Source organism: Victivallis sp. (assembly GCF_048170485.1).
Taxonomy (GTDB): domain Bacteria; phylum Verrucomicrobiota; class Lentisphaeria; order Victivallales; family Victivallaceae; genus Victivallis.
The window spans coordinates 1-4,853 of record NZ_DBEXAY010000001.1 but is presented as its reverse complement, the minus strand read 5'-3'; the positions used below and the strand labels follow the sequence as shown (position 1 = coordinate 4,853).

Annotated in this window: 3 protein-coding genes; all 3 read left to right on the top strand. The window is 50.8% G+C overall.

The features are described from left to right. Positions 1-69 precede the first annotated feature (69 nt). The 3 genes from ACMLHG_RS00015 to ACMLHG_RS00005 are packed head-to-tail and all read left to right on the top strand — an operon-like array spanning position 70 to position 4,769. Entirely contained in the window at positions 70-1,185 is a 1,116-nt protein-coding gene (locus ACMLHG_RS00015) for a substrate-binding domain-containing protein (protein WP_417169124.1), read from the top strand. Further along, entirely contained in the window at positions 1,182-1,862 is a 681-nt protein-coding gene (locus tag ACMLHG_RS00010; protein ID WP_294433089.1) for a type II secretion system protein, read from the top strand. The genes ACMLHG_RS00015 and ACMLHG_RS00010 overlap by 4 nt, the downstream gene beginning before the upstream one ends. Before the next feature lie 9 nt (positions 1,863-1,871). Further along, on the top strand, positions 1,872-4,769 hold the full coding sequence (locus ACMLHG_RS00005) for a hypothetical protein (protein ID WP_417169123.1): 2,898 nt from the start codon (positions 1,872-1,874) through the stop codon (positions 4,767-4,769). The last annotated feature ends 84 nt before the right edge of the window (positions 4,770-4,853 follow it).

Below are 4,853 nucleotides of genomic sequence, written 5' to 3'. Positions count from 1 at the left end.
ATTTTTTTTCACCATATGTATTGACAAAAAATGGAATTTATAGTATACTTATAGCAAGGAGACAGCGTCATGAAGGGAATCTTCAAGCAAGATGCCGTTTACGCGGAATTGAAGAAAAAGATCTGGGAAGGGAAATATAAACAGGGAGATATATTCCCCCCGGAAGTCGTCTTTGCACGAGAACTTGGAATTGCGCGCAATACACTCCGTGCCGCACTCTCAAGATTGAAAGATGACGGTCTGGTCACACGGATTAAAAGCGTCGGCACCGTAGTCTGTCGCAGACCGCAGATTCGCGGCAAATATCTGCTGATCCTGAACAACCTGGATGATCTTGCCGATCCCTATCTTTACATCATGCCGCAAATTCAGGCCGCCGCCGAAGCAGTGGACATCGGCCTGGAAATCATAAATCGAAATTTTCTGGAGTCGATTACGGAAGAAAACGGAATTCGAAGCATTGTAAATTCCAAAGCGGAAGGCGTAATTTTTTTAGGAAATAATCTGACGGGGCAGGAAAAGATCTGCTCCATGTTGAAAAAATCCGGTCTCCCCGTATTGCTGCCTCACGCCTCAACCAAAGATCACGTCAGAGTCCCGGAATTCGCCGTTTTACGAACAGACATGCGAAGAAGTCTTCACGATGCATTAAAATTCCTGGCCAACAGCGGTTATCAACGGGTAGCATTCCTCATGAAAGCGAATTCACAGCTGGCGAAGGATGAACAGTTGCGCGGCTTCTCCCGGTCGGAGTATTTCCGGGAACTGCGACGGTTTGGCTTTTCGACGAATCCGGCGCTTCTGGTCTTCTGCCAGCTTAATCCGGTCGAAATTCAAAAAGAAATAGAAACACTCCTGCTGATGGAGTCTCCCCCGGATGTAATTCTCGGATACTCGGATTTTTACAGCATGTATGTCCTTCAGATTCTGAATTCTCTTGGCATTTCAGTGCCGGCTGAGATTGGAGTGATGGGGCTTTGCGGATACCCCGGAGGCGGGTATCTTTCTCCCCCCCTGACAACAATCGATTATCAGTATGACCGCATCGGCAGAAAGGCTATCGAGTTCATGCCGGAATTGATCGCGTTGAAACAACGGGGCGCACCGATGCCGGAAATAATCATGCCGCATTCGCTGATGATTCGCAGTACAACCAAAACAACAACGGAAAGGCTGGAGGAATGATGGAGCGGAGGAAATTCACTTTAATTGAACTTCTTATTGTTATTTCAATCATTGCAATTGTTCTGGCCATGCTGCTTCCCGCGCTTGCAACGGCGCGGCGGAAAGCCGAAAGTGTAAGCTGTCTCAACTCCTGCAAACAAATCGGATTCGGACTGCACAGCTATACGGCAATCAGCAATGACGTATTACCCCCGAGCTATAACTATACGATTTCCTCCTACTACGGTCCGCATCTCGTATCCGCTGCTGTCTTCGGTGCTCCGGCACTGCTTTCGAAAAACGAATGGATCATGAGAGAGGAAAACCTCGCCACCATCGAAGAAGCTATGCGGAAAAGCCCGTTTACCGGCTGTCCCGCGGCGCAAAAAACTTATCTGGCCTCAACCATCCGCTGGTCGCTGTTCGCCCCCGATTATTATGATGACGTCCTTTACAAGATATCCTCCGGCAGTCCAGCTCCGGCAAAAAAGATAACGCTGTTCAAACGGACCAGAATCGGCGTTTTCTGGGAACAGGAGAATGGACAGTGGAAAGTCTACAACCCCGCCAGAAATGCGATTCCGCGGCTGGCCTTCCGACATTCCGGCGGCGCAAATGCCCCCATGCTGGATGGTTCGGCACGATTTTTTCACATGGCGCAATTGCTGGGCAATGCTGAAAACATTTTCAACAAGTGAGAGTCCTCTATGAAAATAATCTTTGTTTTCGGAATTTTTTTGCTTTGCGGAGAATTGTTCTCTCAGGTGAGGTTATACGGTGACACCAATTTTCCGGCCAGGAGCATGTACATTCCCGGGGAGAAAATTGAAATCCGCCTTCGCGCGGAAGGCCTCCGCCAGGGAGAACAATCTGAACTTCTGGTCGACGTCCGGGACTGGCAGGAACAGACGCTGAAATCCTATCGCCTCCCGGTTGAAGGAGATGCCGGAGGCGTCTGGCGGTGTGCTCTGCCGGATCTGCCGAATCGTGAATGGGGATTCTACCGGGTTTACGCAAGACTCTCCAATGGCGTAACTCTTGAAAAACGCGGAACCCGCCCCGCCGGATTCCTCACCTATGCAATTGTTCCAGATCCGGATACCCGGCCAGTCCCGGCCGAAGGGGAGAGTGTATTCGGGTTTCATACCTCCTACATCTCCCCGTGGATCGGTGCACGAACGGTCATGCGCTATCTTCATCCAACCCGGGAACAATATGAAAAAACATGGGTTGGGCAGCGGAAACGACTGAACGACGTTTACCGCGGCAGACCATGGGTGACCTATTCTCACACTGCGTTTCGGGAATCCTGCGACCCCTTTTCCCTCTGGACCCGGGAGCAAAGGGAAAAATATTCCAAGGTGATTCATCCCGGAATCGGCGCCCGGATGTTCATCGGGGAAGAGGGAGAACGCCTGTATCGGCAGAGCGTCGCAAAGATCGCTGCCTTCGCCCGCTTTCAGATGGGAAACAATCAATGGATGAACTATCAGCCGATGTGGGAACCGAATATCGCATTCACTCCCGATGAAATTCTGCGAGTGCATAAAGCCGCCTTTCAAACCCTTCGCAAGGTTGATCCTCAAGGTCGCGTGTGGGGACTCACGTATGCCAATCTGAACTGGGACGGCGCCGTTCTGGCCCATCAACGTCTGTTTGAACGCGGTCTGCTGAAATATATGGATGCACTGAGTCTGCATCCGTACTGCGCCCCTCCGCTGACGAAAAGAACCTTTATTCAGCGTCTCAGAGTCCTGCGGAACTGTATCCGGCAATATGCAGAAGGCCGGGAGATTCCTGTTTACGCAACGGAATTCGGAATTTCGCCGCCAAACAATTTAACGGGAGATATGCTCCAGTTGAATCATATGATTCAGCAAATTCTGATTCTTCTGGGGGAACATGTCTCCATCATCCAGCCATTTTATGTTTACGATCTTGCCAACCGGGAAAACAAGCAGGAATGGACCTTCGGAATCTGCTACAATCTCGATACGCCGGTTCAATCGTATCCGAAAGCGGTTTCGCCGAAAATGTGGTTGCCGGCCTACTCTTTTTTGACATTTCTGCTGGAAGGCTTCCATTCCAACGGCATGATTTCCATTCCTGACAAAGAATCCACCATTATTTACCGCTACGGCAATCGAGATAACCAATGTGTAATCGCGGCATGGGATCATGCCGGCAATTCCGTTTTGCGACTTCCGGTCGGGCGGACGCAAATCGAAGTAGCGGATGTGATGGGAAAGCGGCGCCGGATTACGTGTCCTGAAATGGTTGCTGAAATTCTGTTGTCGCCGACGCCGGTCTATCTGCTTGGTGTCTCGCCGGAACTTTACGGCAATCAGGCCAGACAGCCGATTCAACCGACTTCCGAACCGCACACCCACCCCTGGGGAGAACCTCTGCGTTTCACCGGAAAAATTTTTCCACCGCACGGGAACGGCAGATTGGAACTGCAATTTACCTTTCCCGGGGAAAGCCGCATTCCAGCGGTTCGTATTCCGCTGGATGATAAAAACCTGAAGCAAAGCTCCTATTCGGTGAAAATCCCCTTCAAAGATACGTTTCGCTGTGGGAAATACCATGCGTCTGTCAGCCTGCTTTCCGACGGCAACGTACTCGCATCGGAATGGCTTCCTGTGGAAATCTCTGTTCCGATCCGGCTGGAGCAACTGCAAACGGAATACGGAGCAGACGAAACCTCGCTGAAATATCTTCTCCGTAACGACAGCAACAGACGATTGCAAGGGACCTTCACTCTGCAACTCGGCCACTTGAAACAGACATTTCCGCTGGATCTCAAGACAGGGGAAAGCAGAAAATACGAGCTTCAGCTGAGGGGAGCAGAAAAGCCATACACTTTTCTGCGCACAACGATGCGCCTTGATTTTGAGCTGAAAAACAAAATCCGGTTCTCGAAGCGGCAGGATATGAATTTTCTTTCTGCCCGTTATCTTCCTGGAGTCGGTCTGAACGGAGATTTCACCGCATGGGAATCACCGGTTCGCCTTCCTCTTCCCGGCAAGCCGGTACGGGCGCCGCAATATCACAACGGCGACCAGGATCTCTCTGCCAGAGCAGCATTTGGCTGGAACGAGCACTTTCTATTGATTGACCTCGAAGTGGACGATGACCATTTTGTTCAACCCTACACCGGTTTGAAAACCTGGAACGGAGATTCCATCCAATGCGGCTTTGCAAAGGCGGTTGAGTTTCCCCCGGGAGTCAATGAACTGGAATACCTGATGGCGCAAGCATATTCCGAGATTGATTACGCTCTGACAACTGCAGGCAAGGAGGCTTATCGCACCATCAGCTTCGATAGGAAAAATCTGCCGGAAGGTGCAATATCCGACAAGGATGCCCCTTTCCAGATCACCCGCGAGCTCCTGCCGGATGGCCGCAGCAGACTACATTACCGCATTGCTTTGCCGTGGCGTTTTCTAAATATTGCAGAACCATCTGCCGGCATGAAGGTTTATTGGGCCTCGACAGTAAATGATCGCGACGATATAAAACAGAAAGATGTCTCTGCAATCGGAGCGTTTCAACTGAAACACCAGGCCCCGCAATATTTCGGAAGCATCCAGCTGGAACAATAACGCAAAATTTCTCCGGGCAGCCTCCCCTCCTCCGGGAGAGGCTTAAGTTGCACCAATTCATCGCTTTCCCGACGCAACTCGTGC

Bases quoted from the DNA above. Each gene is read 5' to 3' on its own strand.
- ACMLHG_RS00010 (WP_294433089.1), top strand. From the start codon at position 1,182: ATGATGGAGCGGAGGAAATTCACTTTAATTGAACTTCTTATTGTTATT.
- ACMLHG_RS00005 (WP_417169123.1), top strand. From the start codon at position 1,872: ATGAAAATAATCTTTGTTTTCGGAATTTTTTTGCTTTGCGGAGAATTG.
- ACMLHG_RS00015 (WP_417169124.1), top strand. From the start codon at position 70: ATGAAGGGAATCTTCAAGCAAGATGCCGTTTACGCGGAATTGAAGAAA.